The sequence below is a fragment of the Micromonospora rosaria genome (assembly GCF_001567585.1).
Taxonomy (GTDB): domain Bacteria; phylum Actinomycetota; class Actinomycetes; order Mycobacteriales; family Micromonosporaceae; genus Micromonospora; species Micromonospora rosaria.
The window spans coordinates 93,368-113,981 of record NZ_LRQV01000003.1 but is presented as its reverse complement, the minus strand read 5'-3'; the positions used below and the strand labels follow the sequence as shown (position 1 = coordinate 113,981).

The window sequence follows — 20,614 nt, the reverse complement described above, 5'->3', positions numbered from 1 at the left end:
CGCACCGGTCACACCTCGGTGACGGTCATCAGGTCGGCGAGGCCGGCGATGGTCAGGACGGGAGCCAGCAGTGGGCTGGCGACGAGGTGGATCCGGTCGACGTGGGGGAACAGGACGGCCAGGCCGGCGCTGTCGAGGTACTCCAGGGCGGTCAGGTCGACCGTCAGCCGGCCGGGGGCGGCCTCCACGGCGCGGGTGAGGGCGGCCCCGAAGTCGGCGGCGTTACTCATGTCGACCTCGCCGGTCGCGGTCAGGACGGGGGTGCCGTCGGGCTGCTGGCCGCTGGTGAGGGTCAGAGCGGTGGTCATGGGATCCTCGCCTGCATGTCGATGGTGGTGCCGGTGGCGCCGGAGGTGACGGTGATGGAGTCCATCAGGGCCCGCATCAGGACCAGTCCGCGTCCCCGATGGGTGTCCTCACCCGGCTGCGGGGTCTTCCAGCGCCCGCTGTCGGTGACGCTGAGGTGCAGACCGTCGGCGGTCGCGGTGGCCCGCAGACGGATCCGCCCACCGGGGCTGTCACGGTGGCCGTGCTCGATGGCGTTGGCGCAGGCCTCCCCGGCGGCCACCAGGACGTTGTAGGCGTCGGTGGGATCGAGCCCGCAGCGGTTCAACCAGCCGCGCAGGGCGGTGCGCACCGGTGCGAGACCGGCGCTCTCGGCGGCGAAGTCGAGTTCCAGCGGGCCGGGGTGACGGTAGAGCAGGACCGCCACGTCGTCGTCGTAACCGCCGGACGGGGTCAGCTGGTGCATGACCTCGGTGGCGAGGGCCTCGATGGGCTGGTCACGCCCGTGCTGGAGCACCGTCACGACCTGGTCGATGCCGGCGGTCAACGGCTTGCGGCGGCGTTCGACGAGCCCGTCGGTGTAGAGCATCAGGATCGCCCGCGCCGGGAGGAACTCCTCGACCTCGGGCCGCTCATCTCTGCCCCGGACCCCGAGGGGACGGGAGTGACCCTGGTCGAGCAGCCGGGTGGTGCCGTCGGGAGCGGTGACGATGGCGGGAGGATGCCCGGCGCTGGCATATCGCAGCTCCCCGGTGGCCGGGTCGAGGACGGCGCAGAAGACCGTCGCGCAGAGGGCCCCGGGCACCTGGGCGGCGAACCGGTCGAGCGCGGTGAGTGTCCGGGACGGGCTGGAGTCCTGGAGCAGCAGGGCGCGACAGGCGCTGCGCAACTGCCCCATGACGGTGGCGGCCTGCAGCCCGTGACCGACACAGTCCCCGACGACGATACCGATCTGCCCGTCGACGAGCGCGATGGTGTCGTACCAGTCACCGCCGACCTTCAGCGGCCGGGTGGCCGGCGCGTACCGCACGGCGAAGTCACGGGGCAACTGCGAGGGGCCGAGGATGGCCCGTTGCAACGCGAGGGCGGTCTCCCGCTGCTGGTCGATCTGCTGCACCCGGTGCAGCCCCTGACCGAGGTGACCCGCCAGCAGGGCCAGCAGGGTCTCGTCCTGCTCGGTCACCGGGCGCCGCTCGCCGAGGTCGATCCAGAGCGCCATGGTGCCGCGGGGATGCTCGACCGCGATCCCGACCCCGGTGGTCTGGTCCGCGACCGTGGTGAGCAGGGGCCGGTCCCGCAGGTCGGTGAGGGTCCGCCGGCGTTGCTCGGTGAGGGTGTCCCACCGCTGGTGCGGGTCGGTCGTGGCCACCGTCGGGGTGGGGGAGCCGTCGAAGACCACCGCGAGGACCCGGGTGGCCCGCCACAGCCCCTGCAACTCCTCCAGGACCCCGTGCAGGGCGTCGGTGAGATCGTCCGCCCGGGACAGCCGGATGCTCAGGGCGGCCAGCGCGCTCTCCCGTTGCACCGCGTAGTGCTCCGCCGTGACGTCGCGGAAGGTGCCGACGATGACCCGCCGGCCGGTGTCCGGGTCCTGCACCTGGTTGAAGGCGGCGGCGACCCACAGCCGATGCCCGTCCCGGTGGGTCACCGGAATGGTGTACGTGCCGCTGGGGTGACCGACGAGCAGGGTGAGAGCGTCGGCGACCTGCTGGTGTGCCTCCGGCTCGGTCTCCCGGCTCGGCCACCACGGGTGGACGGGTGCGTAGGGAAGCCCGTCGGGGCCGTAGCCGAGGATGTCGGTGAAGGTGGGGTTGATCTCGACGACGGTGCCCTCCTCGTCGCAGACGAAGAAGGCCTCCTGGAGCGAGTCGACCAGCGCGGTGCGCCACCGGGCGTGGTGGTTGCGCAGCCGGGCCAACTTCACGTTCGTCCGCACCCGGGCCAGCAGCTCGGCGGCGGCGAACGGCTTGACCAGATAGTCGTCGGCACCCGCCTCCAACCCCTCGATGGAGTCCTCCTGCCCGGCCCGCGCCGACAACAGCAGGACCGGAGTCCCCGCCGTCCGGGGTTCGGCGCGCAGGGCTGCCACCAGTTGCAGACCGTCCAGGCGGGGCATCATCACGTCACTGACGACCAGGTCGGGCTGGGCGACGCGGGCCGCCTGCAGGGCCGCCTGGCCGTCGTCGACCGCCTCGACCCGGTGACCGGCCGCGCGCAGCAGGCGGGTGAGGTACTCCCGCATGTCGGCGTTGTCGTCGGCGACCAGGATGTGCGCCGGGTTGGCGGACACTGCGGTCGTCGGCGCCGGCACGCTCCGGGCGACCTCCGCGTCGAGGGACACGGAGGGCTCCGCATCCGTCGGAGCCTCCGGTGGCAGCCACCGCAGCACCTCCTCGACGAAGGGTTCGGCGGTGGCGAAGGGGTCGCGGTCCCGGGGCCGGGCGACGGTGCCCGGCGGCAGGTGGGCGCTGCCGAAGGGCAGCGCGATGGTGAAGGTCGTGCCCACCGCGAGGGTGCTGTCGGCGGTGAGGTCGCCGCCCTGCAGCTCGACGAGCTCCTTCACCAGCGCCAGGCCGATGCCGCTGCCCTCGTTCGATCGGGAGCGGACGTTCTCGATGCGGTGGAACCGTTCGAACAGCCGCGGCATCTCCTCGGCGGGCACCCCGATCCCCGTGTCGGCGACGGTCACCACGGCCCGGCCCTCCTCGGCCCGCAGCCGCACCCGGATCGTGCCGTCGAAGGTGAACTTCAGGGCGTTGCTGAGCAGGTTCAGGATGATCTTCTCCCACATGCCCCGGTCGACGTACACCGGCTCGGCCAGCGCCGGGCAGTCCACCTCGAAGGTGAGGCCCGCGCGTTCGACGGCGGAGCGGAAGACGCTGGCCAGGTCGGCGGTGACCGCGGCGAGGTCCACCGGCTCGTAGCGGGCCTGCATCCGCCCGGCCTCGATCCGGGAGAAGTCCAGCAGCGTGTTGACCAGCTTGCCGAGTCGCAGCCCGTTGCGGTGCATGACCTGCAACTCCTCGCGCACCCCCTCGTCGGTGTCGCCGAGGCGGGACCGCAGCTCCGCCAGCGGGCCCATGATCAGGGTCAGGGGAGTACGGAACTCGTGGCTGATGTTGGAGAAGAAGGCCGTCTTGGCGCGGTCGAGCTCGGCGAGCTCCTCGGCCCGCTGCTGCTGCGCCTGGTAGCTGCGGGCGCTCGCGATCCCGGCCGCCACGTGTCCCGCCGCCAGTTCGACGAAGCCCCGGTACCCGCCGTCGAGCGGCCGGTACCGGTTCAGCCCGGCGACCATGAAACCGTACGGGGCGCCGCCCTGTTGCAGCAGCGGCACCAGGAGAGCCTGGGTGGGCGGCTGGGACCAGGCGCCGGTCGGCAGCCCCACGAACGCGGCGCCGTCGAGGGGGACCAGGACCGACTCACCCCGCGCCAGCGCCGCCACCGGCCACACCGGGGTCGGCTCGTCGGCCGGAATCGTGCCGAGGGCTGCGGAATGACCCGCAGGTATGCCCGCGGCCGCCGCCAGGTGGGCGCTGCCGTCACCCGCCAGGAGGTAGATCGCCGTGAAGGGCAGGTCGAGGTCGTTGCGGCCGAGCTGCCGGGTGACGAAGGCCAACGTCTCGTCCTCGGTACGCACCACACTGGGATCGGAGCCGAGGTCACGCAGCGTGGCCATCCGCCGTTCCCCGACGACCCGCTCGGTGTCCTCGCTGACCACGCACAACATGCCGACGAGGGCGTTGTCGTCGTCGCGCAGCGGGCTGTAGGAGAAGGTGTGGTAGCTCTCCTCCCGGTAACCGGACCGCTCCAGGAAGAGCAGCAACGCCGCATCCCAGGTCGCCACCCCGGTGCCGAGCACCCGATCGATCCGGGGGCCGATGTCCGGCCAGATCTCCGCCCACACCTCACGGGCCGGGCGGCCCAGCGCCCACGGGTACTTGCGGCCGAGGGTGTCGCGCCGGTACGCGGCGTTGCAGAAGAACGTCAGCTCAGGACCCCACGCCATCCACATCGGGAAACGGGACGACAGCAGGATGTCCACCGCCGTACGCAGGCTCTGCGGCCAGCCGGTGGGCTCCCCCAACGGCGTCGACGCCCAGTCCACCTTCGTGAGGTCACTGCCGATCTCGCCGTCGCCAGCGAACACGTCGGCGCTGCTCAGAGGCCGTTGTTCAGCGCTGCTCATCGTCGCGACACTCCCTCGAACCGCACGCCCAACCCGGCAGCGACCAGCTGACCGCTCAGGACCGGTGCCGACCTCGGCGTCAACGTGCCGACGGCGCAGATGCCTCGCGCCATCGTAGAACAAGATCAGCCTGCCGGCCCGGCGACGCCGACGGCGTAGGCGCGGGGTGGTTCGCCCCTGCGCCTACGCCCCAGCGGGGCGGGATCAGAGCTGGAAGCCCGCCGGCTGACGCTCGGTCGTGGCGGCCAGCCGGGCGACCTCAGCGGCCGGGACCGGATTCAGGGGGACCGTGGCGAGCCAGGCCTGGAGCTCGGGCAGGCTCAGGCCCGGCGGGATCTCGCCCACGTAGGCCGGAAAGTACAGCAGGGTGTTGGGGCCCACCCGCCAGCTCTCGGCGAGGGCACCGACGTCCACGGCGTCGAAACCGATGGCGTCGAGCAGCTCCGCGACCCGCTTTTTGGCGTCCGGGTCGTCGCCGGTGACGGGCAGCGCGGTGCGGTCCGGGGCGCCGGCCGGGCGGGGCAGCTCCCGCAGCAGCCGGCCGTTGACGTTGTGGAACGCCTTGACCACGTGCGACCCGGCCAGGAACCGTTGCACGAGCTCGCTGGAGGTCAGCTCGTCGGCGTCGAGCTCCGGACGGGACCAGCCCGTGAACGCCGGCGCGTAGTTCATCGTGTCGATCACCGTCTTGCCGGCGAGTGCGGCACGCGGTAACTGCTCGTAGCGGGCCAGCGGGATGGCCGAGACGACGAGGTCAGCCGCCTCCGCCGCCTCGGCGGGAGTGGCGGCGCGGGCGAGCGGGCCCAGCTCGGCGACGAGGTCGACGAGCGTCTGCGGGCCGCGCGAGTTGCTGACCACGACGTGCCAGCCGGCGCCGACGGCGCTGCGGGCGATGGCGGAACCGATGGCGCCGCTGCCGATGAGGCCGAGTGTTCTGGTCATGTGGCTGCTCCGTGGCGAAAGGGGTGGAAGGGCTTGTGCTGGTTACGCTAGGAGCTGCCATTGATGTGAGGTCCCGAGGATGTGGCGGTGGTCATAGGTGCGCATCGGGGAGCTGGCACGCCGCAGCGGCGTGAGCGTTCGGTCGCTGCGCTACTACGAGGAGCAAGGATTGCTGACGGCCGAGCGCGACTCGGCCGGCCGCCGCCGCTACCCCGAGTCCGCCGTCGCCCGGGTCGCGCTGATCCGGCGCGCGTTCGCCGCGAGCCTGTCCAGCCGGGCCCTCGCCGATCTGCTGCCGCTGCTCGAGGCGAAGTGCATACCCCGGTCCCGGGCCATGCTGATCGCCGAGCGCGAGCGCCTGGAGGCGCAGATCGCCGCGCTGACCCAGGCCCGCGTGCGCCTCGACGAGGTCATCACGGTGGTGAGCGAGCCGGACTGGACGTGCGACTCCTGAAGGCGGAGACGGGTGCGTTGACACCCCACTCGTTCATCGCGTCGAGCACGGGACGGAGCGCCCAGCCCAGCGCGGGTCAGCTCGTACACGACGCGGGGCGGGATGTGACCCGGGCCGTCACGGGGACACCGCATCGCACCCTGGTGGCGCGGATCCGCGCCCTCGATCGGCGTGCGCTGTTCCTGAAGCAGCCGCCACCGCCGGTCGAGCCCGGTCAGCGGATGGAGACATCAGCAGGGACGGTACCTCGGCGGAAGCCGCTGCGGCCGGCAGGGTCTTCCACAACTTTGCCGTCATTCCTGGGGCTCCCTCGGCGCGCTGTCCGGCAGGGAGAACGCTCAGGTAACGGCGTGATACTCGGTCGCCCATCCGTGTGCGGACGCGCTCGGCGATGGCGTCGAGCAGGGGCTCACGGCGTCGTGGTCGAGCCTGCGGTACGGCGACAGCGAGCGAAGGAGATCCCGGCCGCACCCGGTCGTACAGCTCCGGCACCTCGTTGAACACCCGACCGAGGTCACGTCGGTCCGCGCCTGCCATCGCCCTATCCTGCCCGCCGCCGGGAGCGGCGGCGGCCGCCTCGCAGGGACGGGAGCCCTGCTCACCGGTCAGGGGCGCAGGAAGGTGACCCGTTCGGCGGTCTCGGTGAGCTGGAGGGCGAGGTCCCCCGAGTCCACCTCGGCCGCCGGCACCCCCAGGGACCCGGCGATCGCGGCGGCCAGCCCGGTCGGGGAGATCGTCCCCCGGGGGCCCAGGGGCAGGGGTCCGACCGGGTCGGGAACCCGTTCCGAGCCTTCCGGGGCCCGCAGGGTCTTGCCGTAGCTGCCGGGGGAGTGCGGCTCCACCGCCAGGTGCTGGGCCTCCGGGGGCTGGTGCAGGTCCAGCCGGGCCAGTTCCCCCTCGAAGAGGCAGAGCAGCACCTCCGGGCTCAGTCGGCGGGTCACCCAGGGGGTCAGGTGCCCGGTGCCGGCCCGGTCGGCGTACCCGTCGACGAGCAGCCCCGGGTAGCCCGAGACCACCTGGGAGCGGATCAGGGCCCCGGTGAGGGTGGGGAACTCCACCGGCAGGGGAGCGGCGGCGTCGCGGGCCTCGTCGGCGGGGCCCAACCGGCCCACACTGACGGCTCCGTCGACCAGGTGCCGGACCCAGGTCTGGTCCACGCCGAGGAACCGGATCGACTCGGCCGGCAGCAGCCCCTCCTCCGGTACCAGGTAGCCGAAGGGCACCCCGTCGAGCCGGGTCAGCCCGGTCAGCCAGTCCCGCACCCCGGGCGGGAGGGTGTCGTCGATCGGGGCCACGGACAGGGGGTACCCGGTGTCGGCGTTGCGGGCGGCGCGCTGGGTCCGGGCGGCCTGCTGGTCCCGGCGGCGACGCCACCCGTACAGGGCGGTGGCGGTGTCCCCGCTGCCCAGGGCGAGCAGCCGGCCGAGCTGCCAGGCGGCGGCGTACCCCAGGTCGAACATGCCCAGCTCCGGGTCGAAGCGCAGCAGGGCGTCCCCGGTGCGGACCGGGGCCACCCGCCCCCCGTCGGTGGGGCCGGGCACCAGGGGCCCCCGGTACCAGCCGATGCTGCTGCCGCCCTGCCGCAGCCGGTGCCGGGCGGGCACGAACCCCTCCGCGAGGTACCGGTCGGCGGCGGGCTGCCCGGCGGGGGGAAGCCGGAGGGCGGCCCCCTCCTCGGCGAGGTCCCGGACCAGCGTGGCGAAGGTGTGGTCGGCGCTCACCGAGGCGAACCGCCAACTGGTCAGGCTGACCAGCCGGACGGTGTCCCCGACCGGGGCGGGTCCCCGGTCCAGCACCCAGGACCCGTCGGTGGCCGGGGTGAACCGGTGTTCCAGGGAGACCAGGTGCACCACGCTGGTCATCCCGGCCGGCGGCAGTCGGGTGCCGACCACCACCGCCGTGTCGGCCGGGTCGTTCCCGTCGGCGCGGACATGGGCCAGCAGGGGCAGGTCGGCGTACCCGGGCAGCAGGTCGGCCAGCAGGGCGGCCGGGACGTCGATGACGGTGACCGGCTCCTGCGCCGACTCGTGGGACTCGGCAGCGGCGGCGGCCGGCGGCAGCCAGGGACCCGCCCCCACCTGCCCCAGGGGCACCGTCGAGACGGGCGGTGCCTCCTGCTCGGTGAAGAGCAGCAGGGCCAGCCAGGGCGGGGTCTGCGGCCCGGCTCCCCCCGGGCTGCGTTCCCAGGGCAGGGTGGCCCGCTCCAGCACGATGTGCGGCAGCACGGTGGCGTGGTCCCCGACGCTGCCCTCCGGCGGGAACACCGACCGGATGAGGGCGGGAGCCAGACCGAACCGGTCCCCGGCGACGGTGAACCGGCGGGTGGTGGTGAAGTCCGCCGGTTCCAGACTGACCCGGTGGGAGAGGGTGACCTGGTAGTCGCCGGCGGCGAGCACCGGGCGGTGCTCGCGGCGGAAGGTCACCGGGGACTCAGACATGGGCTGCCACCTGGGGGATCGCGTGGAACTGGGTGGTGTCGAAGCCGGCGGTGTCGAGCACCGCCGAGGGGAGCAGGGCGGCGGCGACCGCGCTGCGAGTGGCGGCGACCCCCGGGTCGGCCATCGCCGTGCGGATCGTGCTCGCCCGCGCCGCCGGCCCGTCCGGGACGACCGGCCGCCGCGGCGGCGGCGCCAGGGTGATCACCTCCCGCGTGTACAGGGGGGTGTCGGCCGTCAGGGCGGACCGGTCCACCCGGACCGCCCGGGCCGGGGACGGCGGCCGGGGCCGCAGCTCGTACCCGGTGACCAGGTCCTCCACCAGGGCCGGGTCGGTGACCTGAGGGGCGAGCCGGCCACCCCACAGGGCGAACGGCAGCCCCTGACGGACCGGGGTGTAGTCGAACCGGTCCTCGACCGGGAGCCCTTCGTGGGTGACCACGATCCGGTGCACGGCGGTGACGGCGCCCGGGGCCAGGTCGGCCGGGCCGACCCCGAACGCGGTCCGCCCTCCGCCGGTGGGCAGGGCCACCTCCCGCTCCCGGGTGCCCCGGACCGCCCCGCTGGCCGGGATGGCGCTGGTGGTCGACACGACCAGGGTGGCCGGGTCGACGATCCCCAGATCCTCGGCGGCGGCGTCGGGGGCGGCACGGTGGGTGTCGGCCCGTACCGACAGGCCGAGGACCCGGTCCCGGGGCGGCAGCAGGGTGTCCCGGAACCGGTCCCAGCTCACCGGCTCCGGTTTCGCCCCGCCGGCCGAGCCGAAGGAGATGCGCATGGTGACGATGCCCAGGTCGATGGCGGCGGTCCCGCCGAAGTCCGGACCCCACAACTGGACGTCGGTGCCGACCTGCACGCTCAGCGTGTGGGTGCCGAAGAGGCTGAAGGTGTACGACACCCCGATGCTGACGTGCAGGGACGCCTCGTAGTGGTACGGCTGCCAGGAGATCAGGAAGTCCATCGAGGCGTCGAACCCGGCCCGCAGGGAGTCGTCCTGCCACAGCGCGGTGACCCGGCCACCGGCCATCAGGGTGGTGGGGGTCAGCGCGAAGTACCCGGCCCCGGAGATGCTGAACTGCTTCGTGACCTGCCAGGCGAAGCCGAGCCGGGGCACCGTGGGGTAGTGGGCGGGCACCGGGAACTGGGGGTGGTAGCCACCGGCGGTGAGGGCGAAGTCCCCGGCGTGCTCCCCGGTGAACCAGGTGGCGAAGGCGAACCCGCCGGTCAGGTGGCAGTCCGGGGCGAGCAGGTACGAGGCCCGGGTGAGCTGGGCCTCCACCGCCAGGTACCCGTCGTCGGGGACCAGGGTGGCGCGGATGGCGAGTTGGATCTGGGCGACCGGGCTGACCGGTCCCGCCCCCGCGTCCGGGGCGGGCAGCACCACCGTGGCCATCCCCAGCACGTCCAGCTCGAACCGGTGCCCGAAGGCGGCGGCGACCAGCAGGAAGGCGTCCACCATCTCGAAGGAGTTGACCCGCAGCCCCAGGGCGAGGAAGTAGTCCCCGACCGAAGGCGGCAGGTAGTCGGCGAGGATCCGCAGCTCGTCGGCGAGGGTGGTGCCCGGGGGCGGCCCGGTGATCGCGTCGGCCACCAGGGGGAAGCCGGCCACCTGGTCGATGGCGGGGGCGATGAACCGCCGGTTGTACCCGAACCCGCCCGCCAGCCCCCGCAGCGACAGGGCGGGCGGGCCGGCGTGCAGGCCGTTGAGGTAGGCGTAGGCGAACAGGGACGGCCCGGCGGGGAGCTGGACGTAGGCGCCCATCGCCCCGACGGAGAAGGTCGGGGTCCGGACGCTCAGCCCTCCGCTGTAGGCCGGGTAGCGGACCCCCTCGTACTCGATCATGTCCTTGCGCAGGGCCCCGCCGATGCGCAGCGGGACGGTGTCGTAGGCCAGCCCGATCCCGGCCAGGTCGAAGGTGGGCATCGAGAGGGGGTTGGTGGCGGAGACCCCGATGGCCAGCCCGCTCAGCGAGAGGGTCAGCCCGGCGACGGTGACCGAGGCGTCCAGCAGCAGGGCGATCCGGGCCTCCTGGCCGGGGGACTGCCGCCAGGCCAGGCCGACCCGGGAGATGTGCAGGGGCCCGAAGGACCGCTGCACGGTGAGCCAGGTGGCGTCGTCGCCGGTCCGCACCGGCGCGGGGGCGCCCGTGGCGGGTGCCGGGGCGACCCCCGGAGGGCCGCCGACCGGTACCGCCAGGGCCTGGGTGAAGGGCCCGAGCAGCAGGGTGGCGTCCACGGTGAACCCGGCGGCCAGGTCCCCGGCGGGCAGGGCGAAGCCCGCCGGGAGCAGCGCGGCGAGGGCGGCGGCCTCCGCCGCCGGCAGGGCGGTGGTGGCGGCGAGCAGCCGCAGGGGGTCCACCCCCATCGTGGTGCGCCGCAGGTGGTCCCCGACCACCGGGAGCCGGCCCAGGTCCAGGGTGGCGGCGACCTCCACCCCGAAGAGGTACCCGGTGCGGGTGCCGTTGCCGGAGAGGGCGAACAGGGCCTGACGCAGGTCCAGCCGGATCCCCTCCGGCACGTGCGCGGCGGCGGTGGGGGAGAGGGCCCCCACCAGGGCTTTCAGGTCGGGTACCGGGTCGGCGGGCAGGTGCCGGTAGGAGGCGGCGAGCCGCCGGGCGGTCGGGTCCTGGGCGAAGTGCAGCTCCAGGGTGGGGTGGAAGGTGCCCCCCTGCACGGGTACGGCCAGGTCCAGGGTCCCGGCGACGGACCGGCGGGCGGTGTCCACGGCCAGGGTGAGGGCCACGTCGGTGCCGTCGACCGGGAACCGGGTCCGCCCGGTGAGGAAGAGACGCCCGGCGCCGGTGGAGACCTCGGCGGCCAGATTGTCCACGACGGACTCGGCCAGCGGCGCCGGCAGGGCCAGCCCCCCGAAGCGGTCGGCCAGGTCGGCGAAGAGACGCCCGATGGGGATCTCCTCCCCGGGGCCGGTCTCCCCGGCGAACTCCCAGCGCCGGCCGGGGTCCGGGTCGTAGCCGGCCCGGACCATCACCGCGACCCCGCCGAGCAGCAGCCCCGCCCGGGCGTGGAAGGTGGTGCCGGTGGGGTCGTGCAGCAGGTCGAAGCCGACCTGGGTGACGGTGACCTGCTCGGTGATCCGCCAGACGCCGTCGAGGACGATCTCCCCGTCGAAGGAGGCGGGTACGGTGGCCGAGGGCACCACCGCCCCGGCCTGGAACCGGGTGACCGTCAGGTCCGGGACGTGGTCGGGCTCGTCACCGGTGAAGTGCCGGTAGACCTCCCGGATGCGCAGGGGCGGGTCGTCGGCGCGCAGCCCGCCACCGATCCGCCGGGTGGTCGAGTCGGCGACCAGCTCCAGGGTGCCGTCCGCGCCGATCCCGAACAGGCCGCTGACCAGGACCGACACCTGGGCGGACGGGCCGGGGGAGACCACCCGCACGGTCAGGTCGATCTGCTGAAGGGTGAGCAGCCCGGGGATCACCACCCAGTCCGCCTCGGTGTACAGGGTCATGGTCAGGTAGTCGACCGGGTTGGCGGCGGTGGGATCCACCGCGAGGGTGACCGCCCCCAGGGTGATGCCGGCCCCCGGATCGATGCCGAAGGGGACCGGCAGGGTCTCCAGCCCGACCAGGCCGGCGATGTCGGCCAGGGTCAACGGCCCCAACCCGCTGAAGTCGGCGGTGAGGACCAGTTCCTCGCTCCAGGAGGCGAGGCGGGCGTCGATGGTGATCTTGTGGTCCTCGGTGAGCCCGGTCATGCTGCCCGCCGACACCGGGATGCCCGCCGCGATGACCAGCGCCCCGCGGACCTGGTGGTCGAGGGTGTTGTAGTTCAGCTCGGGCAGGCCGAACAGCCCGTACCGCAGCGTGGTGAGGGTGAACAGGCCCAGGTCGAGGCCGGCGTCGGCCGGGCCGTACAGGGCCACGCTCGGCACCAGGGGGGTGGCCGGGGTGATTTCGGGCGGGGCGAGGGAGGTCATGGTGACCTCCCCGGAGAGGGGATGGCTCTCGCCGGGGAAGAGCAGCCCGACCAGCTCCATCCCGGGCCGGACCAGCAGGTCCCCCTCGAAGGCCAGCGGGGTGGCGGTCGGGTCGGGCGGGTCCGCGCTCTCCGCGATGAGGTCGGTGTCCAGGCGCAGGACGGCCCCGCTGAACCGGAGGGTGTCCAGCAGGGTCCCGCGCAGGGGCGGGAAGGTGTCGGCCAGGGACCAGTCGCTGCCCGGCCGGACGATCACCTCGACCCGGCTGACCACGTCGCCAGTCAGGGTGAACCGGAGGGTCACCTCGGCCCGCTCGAAGGGGCCCGGGGAGCCGGTGCCGGTGACGGTGACCGGGTTGGCGGCCTCGGCGCGGACACAGCCGGTCAGGGCCAGCCGGCCGGCGGGCAGGAACCGGCCCAGGTAGGCGGCGGCCGAAGGGTCCAGGGCGGCGACGGGCAGGTCGAGCCGACCGGAGGGCACCCCGGCCAGCAGGGTCTCCAGGGCCTCGGGGGTCACGCCTGCTCCCAGGTGATGTCGAGGTCACCGTGGGACCCGGTGATGTAGACCGGGGCCGCGAAGGGGAACTGGAGGGACTTCGGGGGCACGTAGTTCTCGGAGTCCCAGGCCCACCCGGAGTGGGGCGGGGTCTTCCCCCGGCCGCTGTCGACGAACCGTTTCACGTAGCGGTCGACCACGGTCTTCGAGGGCAGGTGGTGGTTGGACACCCCCTCCTTCCCGGCGCTGATCAGGGCCCGCTCCTTCGGGTCCAGCAGGTTGACGAACTCCAGGGAGGAGGAGGTGCAGTCGCTGCCGTGGTGGGCGATGTGGACGATGTCGACACCCTTGAGCCGGACCCGGTTCTGGGCGGCGTACTTCCCCCGGGTCATCAGGTGGTGCTCGGTGCTGCGGGTGGAGTCGCCGCAGAGCAGCAGCTTCTTGCCGAAGACCTCCACCAGGAGCACCACGCTGCCCCGGTTCTTGCCCTGGGCCGCGTCCTTGTCCTTCTTGTAGTCGTTGGTGACCCCGGCGGCCAGGATGGTCACCGTGCAGGCCGGGTCGGTCTCGGCGACGATCCGGATGCCGCCCTGGGCGTCGAGGCAGTCGATGTCGGTGGCGGTCTTCGCCGCCGTGACAGCGATCCCCTCCAGGGTGATCTCCCCGGCCACCTCGCCGTCCTTCAGGGTCTTGGTGGGGTCGACCGCGTTGTGGATCACCCGACGGATCAGATTCTCGTTCCGCACGTGGGACCGCACCCAGCGGTTGGCGGCACCGTAGCCGGCGAAGTCCCCGCTGTGGTAGACCCGGCCGACCTCGACCCGGTTCGGCTTGTCGGCGAGCACCGTGGCGAGCTGGTTGTAGTGGTCCTCGTCGGAGTGGGTGAAGACCAGGATGTCGACGAACTGCGCCTTCGGGGTCTTCAGCGGCTTGCCGAAGGCGTCGGTGGCCTGCACCGGGCCGAGGAACTTCGGATCCTCCAGGCAGGCCCGGACCCGCTTGGTGTAGAGCTTCTCCTTGGTCTCATCCATCTCCTTCGAGCTGGAGCCGCAGTCGACGAGGATCAGCCGACCAGCCGGGGTGCTCAGGGCGATGCAGTCCCCCTGCCCCATCTTGACCATGCGCGCGTAGAACTTCCGGTCCCCCCGGGTGCCCGGGGTGGCCGGTGGCCGCTTGCTGATCTCGTCCTCCCAGAGCTTGGACAGGGCCGCGGCCTCCTCCCGGAGCTTCTTCGCGTGGTCCCGCTCCAGCTTGATCCGCTTCCGCCTGGACTCCTGGCGGTTCTCGTCGAGGATCGTCTCCCCGTCGTTCAGTCCGAGCCAGTCGTCGGCCGTCCGCCGCTTGCGCTTCGCCGGGGGGTTCGGGTGGGTCATGCTGCTCTCCTCAGCTCGGGAAGGCGATCCGCCAGCGGCCCTGGCTGACCCGCTCGCCCTTGCGCCGCCACGTGAAGACGTGCCGGCGGTCGTGGTCGAAGGGGCTGAAGTCGGCGGCGTAGGCGAACTCGTTCTGCAGCACGTTGTAGAGGTCGAACTCCAGCTGCCCGGCGGCCAGCCGCAGCAGGGCCCGCAGCTCGTGGGCGCCGATGGTGACCCCGTCCACGGTCAGCGCCCCGAAGATCCCCCGGGCGGCCTGCACGTCACTCAGCTCGTCGGAGCCGCCCTGCTTGAAGGCGAAGCCCTCGGGGCGGCCCTCGATGCGGTGCCAGAACTTGTGGGAGTGGTGGAAGCGGATGCTGGGGTAGACGTCCACCCCGGCCGGGGTCTGGTCCTGGTACAGCTCCAGGAACAGCACCCCGCCCCCGGTCTGCGCCTCCCGCCGGAGCTGGAGGTGGTCGGAACCGGCGGTGAGCACCGACTGGCCGGCGGCGAGCCGGGTACCGCGCACCTCGTCGGCCTGGAGCCGGGGGGTCGTCACGGTGCTGGCGGTCAGCGCCCCGGTCGTCACGCCGGTCAGCTCGTCGGAGGTGCCCTGTTTGAAGGCGAAGCCCTCGGGGCGGCCCTCGATGCGGTGCCAGAACTTGTGGGAGTGGTGGAAGCGGATGCTGGGGTAGACGTCCACCCCGGCCGGGGTCTGGTCCTGGTACAGCTCCAGGAACACCACCGCGCCCCCGCTCTGGGCCTCCCGCCTCAGTTGCAGATGGTCGGTGACCGCCTGCACGGTCAGCGGGGACGGGGGCGCGGTGGTGCCGATGCCGACCTTGTTGCCCACCGGATTGATCGCCAGCGGCGCGGCGCCGTGGGACTGGATCCACGAGTACCCGGTGTCGTAGCCCAGCCGCAGGTTCGGCTGGCCGGTGGGGCCGACGATGACGCTGCCCCCGTGGGCGTCGCCGGTGTCGTCCACGATGTGCAGCCGGGCCTGCGGAGCGGCGGTGCCCAGCCCGGCGTGGCGGGCAGAGAAGACCATCGGCGCCCGCTCCACCTCGGCGCTGAGCTGACCGTCCCGGAACCCGGGAAGGTTGCGGTAGGCCAGCACCACCGGGGCGTGACCGGGGTCCGGCAGCCCCTGCACCTCCTCCAGGGTCAGCTCCAGGCACCCCCCGGGCGGCAGGGTCGTGTCCTGCTCGGGAATCAGGGTCCACTGGGCCCGGTCCGCCAGCATCTCCCGGTGGACGTGCCAGCCCCCGGGAACCGACCCGCCGACCCGCAGGGTGACCGTGCCGGCGGTACCGGCGGTGGTCAGGGCCCAGTCCCGGGTCTCCTGCTCGCCCTGCACCTCGAAGGAGAGGACCAGTTCGGTGGGGGCGGTCCCGTCCGCCCCGGCCAGCGGCACGGGCATCTCCCGGGAGAGGTTGGCCACCCGGACCCGTAGGTCGCGGGGCGTCCGCCCGTCGCTGAGCACCCGGTCCCCGCCGACGAACCCCAGGTGCAGCGGCACCTCGGGGCGACCCCGGTGGTTGACGATCTCCACCACCTGGTGCCGGGCCCCGACCAACTCGCTGGGCTCCCCGCTGTACCCCACGCGCCGGTAGCCCAGCTCCACCCGACTGCCCCGGGTGCCCCCCACCCCGTCGGCCCGCAGCCCGCTCAGGGGCAGGTCGAGGGAGGTCCCCGCCGGCAGGGTCAGCCCCTCCGGCCCGCGCAGCCAACCGGTGGACCCGGCCACGAACAGCTCCCACCCCGGCACCTGCAGGGCCGGCCGGGAGTCCACGGCCAGCACCCCCTGGCGGAAGCCCACCGACAGGTGGTGGCTCTCCGGGCCGGTCGGCCCGGACGCCGACCAGAGCACCAGGTCCTGGCGGGAGGAGTTGCTCACCCGCAGGGTCAGGGTCTGCCCGCCCGGAGCGTCGTCGATGTACAGCACCGGCTGGTCGTCGACGTTGACCAGCTCGAAGGTCAGGGGATGGGTCCGGACGAAGGACGCGAGCAGAGCCTCGTCGGCGGCCATGTCCCGGGCGATCTCCGCCACCGAACGGGGACCGTCGTACACCCGCAGGTGAGCCGCGGCCAGGGCAAGGTGCGAGCTGACCGAGTTGGGGTCGCGGCCCAGGGCGAACCGCTCCCCGCTCGGCTGGACGGGCCCCGGCATCACGTCCTCGGCCACCACCACCCCGTCCAGCACGATCCGGGCGGTACTGTCCCGGCTGGTCACCGCCAGGTGGTGCCACTGGTCGAAGGTGAACGTGCCCGGCCCGGCCTCCTGCCGGAACGGCCCGTTGACCGTGGAGCCCTGGTACACGATCCGACCGTCGTCGTGCAGCCACAGCACGAAGTGACCGCCCTGACCGAAGACGACCGCCATCGAGTTCGACGGCATCGAGGGCACCCGCACCCAGGCCATGCTGGTGACCGGCCGGGCCACCCCCACGGTGCTGACCACCGCGTCGGAGCCCCCGCCCAGAACCAGGCAACTACCGAACCGGTCGTCGGCGCGGACCTGCGGGGCACCCTCGACCTCCCCGGTGGCCGGGCCGGCCGGGGAGCCGGTGACCAGCGGACCGGGGGCCAGGTCGTCGAGCTGCCAGTGCAGCAGCAGCGCGGCGCTCACGCCGGAGAACCCGGGACGACGGGGGCGGCGGAGCCGGTGGAGACGGCGGCCCCGGGAACGGTCGGTCGGGCCCCGGCCGGACCCCCCTCCGGGTGGAGCTGGGCCCCGGCCTGCTGGCCGATGCTCTCGATCAGTTCGTACACACGGACGTAGGGCATCTGACCCAGGGCCTCCAGGATCACGTTCGTCTGGTCGAGGGTGAGGGAGAGGGTGATCGGGGGCATCGCTCGCATCCTTGATCCGGCCGGGTCACCCGGGCGGTGACTCATCAGGTGGTGACTCATCGGGTGGTGGCCGCGGTGGGCAGCGCGAGCCAGCCCTCCCGCAGGGTCACATCGGTGGGGAACCCCGGGGTCGGGGCGGGCGGATCCTCGGTCTCGGTCCAGACGTCACCCGCCCGCTCCCGCCACGTCCACCGGCGACCCGGCTCGGTGGCGGGCAGCACCAGCCCGACCCCGGCCGCGTCGGTCAACACCGGGGCGGCGAGGAAACCGGTCTCCAGCCGGGCCAGGGCATCGTGGTGGTGGGCGGGATCCAGCCGCACCGAGACGGTGGGCAGGATCCCGGTGGTGGCGTGCAGCGCCCCGGCCGGCTCCAGGAGCACCGTCAGGGTCTCCTCGGGCAGACCGAAGGCGAGCCGGACCGGCGGGTCCGTGCCGGCGGCGGCCATGCCGGGCACGTCGTGGTACTCGACGCCGAGGCTCCCGTCGGGCTCGTGCCGCCAGTAGCCCAGCACCCCGTCGCCGAGCCGCCCGTACGCCCCCACCCGCACCGGGAACCGCACCAGCGGGAACCCGTTGGTCTCCCGACCGGTCCGCCCCAGGTCCTGCCGGAACACGTTCCAGTCCTGGTGGATCGCGGGCGGGCCGAGCAGCTCCAGCCCCAGGCTCAGGCGCAGCACCGCGATCGGCCGGCCGGTGAGCCGGGACCGGACCTGGTGGCCGCCATCGCCCTCCTCACCCACCGCGTCGAGGGCCTCGACCAGGGAACCGAACAGCTCCCCGAGCCGGTCGGCCCCGTACCCCCGCAGCCGGTCGACGACGGCCCGCAACCCCGGGTTCCCGATCTGCTCCACGGCGGGCACCCCCCGGCTGGGGGCCGGCAGCCACCGGGCCAGGTCCGGGCGGTCCGGGTCCGGGTCGGGCAGGAGACTGCCCAGCCACTGGCCGGCGGCGGCGTGCACCCGTAACCCGTCGTCGAGCAGGTCGGGCAGGAGCCACCCGCAGACCGGGGAGGACTCCACGAGCCCGCTGACCGGCCGGGCCGGCTGCTCGGCGTCGAGCAGCCGCAGCCGCAGCCGGGCCGGCTGCGCCACCCGTGGCGGCAGGGCGATCCAGCCCGGCCGGTCCGGCACCCGCAGCCGGGTGGTGGCGGCGGGCCGGTCCACCGACAGGTCGTGCCCGACCCCGAAGGAGTCCACCACCCGCAGCCGCAGCAACCGCAGGCAGCCGGCCCGCAGCGGGTTGAAGTCGGCCAGCGGCACCGGGCCCTGCCGGTTCTGCTCCCCGACCCGGTCCCGCACCTGCTCGGCGAGGAGCTGCCCGGACGGGAAACCGAGAGGATCGAGGATGGGAAGCTGGCGGGTCAACCGCCGCATCAGCAGGGCGTCGTTGAACCCACCCAGGCTCTGCGCCAGGTTGCTCCCCTCGTGTTCGGCCAGATGCGCGTAGGCGGCGGCGAGCCTCCCCAACCGGGGATCGGCCGACCCCTCGGCGCACCAGGCGAGCAGCGCCCCCGGCTCCCCGGTCACCTGCTCCGGGGTGAGCGGCCCCAACCCGGCCGCCACCCGGTCCTCGTTGTACCGGGCCAGGGGGCCGCCCGCGAGGTACCGCAGGATCCGGGCCGAGAGCAGCGGACGGGTGGCGGTGGACAGCACGGTGCTGCCGCTGTAGGTGACCGCCGCCCGCTCGGCCAGCCGGTGCCCGGGACGGGGCTCCAGCTCCACCTCCCCGGCCGGGAGCCGGTAGTTGAGGCTCACCACCTCGGGGTCGTAGTCCCGGTCGGTGGGGTCCAGGTTGGTCCCCGCCGCCGCCGGCAGGAACTCCACCTCCCAGTGCAGCAGCAGGGGATGCCACGGCTGCCCGGTCCACCGGCGCAACGCCGGGTGCGGCTCGGGCAGCCCGGTGAGGAAACCGTCCACCAGGTCACCGGCGGCGGCCACCCCCTCGGCGTCGGCCAGGACCCCGGCCGCCCCCGGGGCCTCCACCAGCACGCAGGGCAGCAGACCCGCCGGGTGCTCGCCGTCGCTGCCGTACCGGTCCGACCCGGTGGCCTCGGCGCCGGTCAGCAGCACCACGGGCTCGTTGGGCACCTGGTACGAGTCGTCGGGGAGCTGCTGGAGCCGGTACCCGGCCCCCTCCGGCAGCGCCGCGTTGACCCGGGCCACCACCGCCTCCACCGCAGCGAGGGCCGTCGCCAGCCGGTGGGCCCGGGTGTCCCCCGGCCCGGTCGGGGGGAACTCCCCGGTCTCGGCGAGCAGCGCGTCCAGGGCCGCCATCTCCCGGCGCAGGTAGGCCGCCGCCAGGTCCGGGTCGGGGTAGTCCGTCCGGTTCTCCGGCGGCGGGTAGGCGCAGGTCAGGTACCGGTGCCAGTCGGCGAACAGCCGCTGCCGCAGCCCGTCGGCCTGCGCCTGCGCCTGCTCGTGGGCGGCCTGGGCCGCGTTCAGGGCGACCAGCAGGTCACCCAGCTCGGCCGGCAGGTCGGCCACCTCCCGGGCCGGGGCGGCCCCCAGCGGGGCGAGACCGGCGGGCCCGGCGGCGGTGAGCAGGGCCGCCGGGTCGACGCCGGGGACGGCGTCCTGCGGCCGGACCGTCCACCGGGTCCCGGCGGCGACCGGGGTGAAGGCGGCGGTGTGCCGGGCCTCGGCGAGCCGTTCCGGCAGGTCCAGCGTGGCGGACTCCAGACGGTCGGCGACGTCGATCGCCTCCAGCAGCTGCTCCATCTCGTCGGCGTTCACCCCCGGCAGTTCCGCGCCCAGGTGGGCGGCGAGGGCCTCGGTGGCGCTGTCGCCGAGGTAGACCCCGGTTTCGGTGGTCCCTGTCTCCAGCAGGGACAGCTCCTCCTCCGGGTCGAGGGTCAACCGGCCGACGCAGACCATCCGCTCCGGGGCCGCCCCCTCGGGTCCCGCCGCCCAGCCCAGCTCGTCGGCGACCCGCTGCGCCCAGGTGCCGGCACCGGGCCGGGCCAGGATGCCGGCCAGCTCGTCCAGGGCGGGGGAGGCGTACCAGCCGAGGAGGTCGTAGCGGGTGCCGGCCGGGGGCCGGGTGCCCTGCGGGTCGAAGAACCCGAAGACGCTGGCCGAGTGGGGGTAGAAGGCGGCGAAGGTGGGCTCGCCGTACCCCAGGGCGGTCAGCCGGGCCACCCGGTCGGTCTCCGGCCCCGGCCACGCCCCGAGGGGCAGCACCCGCCCGAGCCGCCGCCACGGCCGACCCGACGGGCCCGGCGGATCCTCGGGGGAGAGGGGGTACGGCACCGACGAGGTCGACCCGTCGGTGAGGGCGTCGCTCTCCACCACCCACCGGGCCCGCCGGCCGTCGGGGTCGGTGCGGGTCACCAGCCACCGGTCCGGTACCCGGGGCGGCTGCCCTGCGTGCGGGCCGTGTACCAGCCGGGTCAGGGCGTCGGGCAGGGCCCAGTGCAGGTGCACCCCGGCCCGGAGGGTCAGCTCCTCCTCGAAGGGGGCGGGAAGGATCCCCTCGCTGAGGAACGGCTGGTCGGGGTGCACGTCCCGCCCGGTGACCGGGTCACGGTAGGGCAGGCGGGTGAAGTCGGCGACCGGGCCGGCGACGGTCCGCTGGGCCGGGAGCCACAGTGCGTCGATGCGGACGGGTACGGCGAGCAGACGCATGGGGCATCCCTCTGGGGGCGGACGGGCAGCGCGGACCACCCTACAA

At 73.9% G+C, this 20,614-nt stretch carries 10 protein-coding genes; 1 reads left to right on the top strand and 9 read right to left on the bottom strand.

Translation table 11 applies throughout. From position 1 onward, the window contains the following. Nucleotides 1-8: 8 nt before the first annotated feature. The 3 genes from AWW66_RS01870 to AWW66_RS01860 all read right to left on the bottom strand — a co-directional run bounded on the left by AWW66_RS01870 (nucleotide 9) and on the right by AWW66_RS01860 (nucleotide 5,413). Nucleotides 9-308 carry an STAS domain-containing protein gene (locus tag AWW66_RS01870; protein WP_067359547.1) on the bottom strand — a complete coding sequence of 100 codons (300 nt, stop codon included), beginning with the start codon at nucleotides 306-308 and terminating at the stop codon, nucleotides 9-11. Then, entirely contained in the window at nucleotides 305-4,471 is a 4,167-nt protein-coding gene (locus tag AWW66_RS01865) for a SpoIIE family protein phosphatase (RefSeq protein WP_067359546.1), read from the bottom strand. The genes AWW66_RS01870 and AWW66_RS01865 overlap by 4 nt, the downstream gene beginning before the upstream one ends. 204 nt (nucleotides 4,472-4,675) lie before the next feature. Then, entirely contained in the window at nucleotides 4,676-5,413 is a 738-nt protein-coding gene (locus tag AWW66_RS01860; RefSeq protein ID WP_067359545.1) for an NADPH-dependent F420 reductase, read from the bottom strand. Between the two features lie 97 nt (nucleotides 5,414-5,510). Here AWW66_RS01860 and AWW66_RS01855 point away from each other — a divergent pair, with 97 nt between their 5' ends. Next, nucleotides 5,511-5,867, top strand: coding sequence for a MerR family transcriptional regulator (locus AWW66_RS01855; RefSeq protein WP_067359544.1), 357 nt, complete (start codon nucleotides 5,511-5,513; stop codon nucleotides 5,865-5,867). A gap of 605 nt (nucleotides 5,868-6,472) precedes the next feature. Here the strand turns inward: AWW66_RS01855 and AWW66_RS01850 are convergent. From AWW66_RS01850 to AWW66_RS01825, 6 genes are read right to left on the bottom strand one after another with little or no spacing between them, the layout of a single operon-like run. Continuing rightward, a complete protein-coding gene (locus tag AWW66_RS01850) occupies nucleotides 6,473-8,305 on the bottom strand; it encodes a hypothetical protein (RefSeq protein WP_157527078.1) in 1,833 nt (610 codons plus the stop codon). Next, complete coding sequence (locus AWW66_RS01845) at nucleotides 8,298-12,755, bottom strand: DUF6603 domain-containing protein (protein WP_067359542.1); 4,458 nt, start codon at nucleotides 12,753-12,755, stop codon at nucleotides 8,298-8,300. The genes AWW66_RS01850 and AWW66_RS01845 overlap by 8 nt, the downstream gene beginning before the upstream one ends. Then, a complete protein-coding gene (locus AWW66_RS01840) occupies nucleotides 12,752-14,107 on the bottom strand; it encodes a ComEC/Rec2 family competence protein (RefSeq protein WP_067359541.1) in 1,356 nt (451 codons plus the stop codon). Before AWW66_RS01840 ends, AWW66_RS01845 begins: the two co-directional genes overlap by 4 nt. A gap of 10 nt (nucleotides 14,108-14,117) precedes the next feature. Then, entirely contained in the window at nucleotides 14,118-16,721 is a 2,604-nt protein-coding gene (locus tag AWW66_RS01835) for a LamG domain-containing protein (protein ID WP_067359540.1), read from the bottom strand. Continuing rightward, nucleotides 16,718-16,945 carry a hypothetical protein gene (locus AWW66_RS01830; protein WP_067359539.1) on the bottom strand — a complete coding sequence of 76 codons (228 nt, stop codon included), beginning with the start codon at nucleotides 16,943-16,945 and terminating at the stop codon, nucleotides 16,718-16,720. Before AWW66_RS01830 ends, AWW66_RS01835 begins: the two co-directional genes overlap by 4 nt. A 56-nt stretch (nucleotides 16,946-17,001) precedes the next feature. Further along, on the bottom strand, nucleotides 17,002-20,568 hold the full coding sequence (locus AWW66_RS01825) for a hypothetical protein (protein ID WP_067359538.1): 3,567 nt from the start codon (nucleotides 20,566-20,568) through the stop codon (nucleotides 17,002-17,004). Nucleotides 20,569-20,614: the final 46 nt, after the last annotated feature.